The 259-nt window shown below is 61.8% G+C and carries 1 pseudogene; it reads right to left on the minus strand.

Features of this window, described 5'->3' with window-relative positions:
• Positions 1–259: pseudogene (locus tag ACR9ZK_RS22450) on the minus strand (phosphoserine transaminase); the annotation flags it as partial.

Raw genomic sequence — 259 nt, forward strand, 5'->3', positions numbered from 1 at the left:
TCTGCGGCCACGCGTGCACGTCAACGCCGGCTTCTGCCTGTGCGACAGGACGGGTGCCCGGTTCGGACTTGATGATGGAGGATGCATCAAGGAACGGAGCCTTGTTGGTGGCTGCGGCAAACTTGGAACCGAACTCGCCGAAGGAGAGGTGCTGGGCTTTCTTTTCAACCAGGCCAAACGCTGCGATGTCCCAAAATGCGGTGGAACCGCCGACGCCGAGGACAACCTCGTAGCCTTCGGGGGCGCGGAAGAACTGGCT

The sequence above is a fragment of the Monashia sp. HAY1-5C genome (assembly GCF_056755255.1).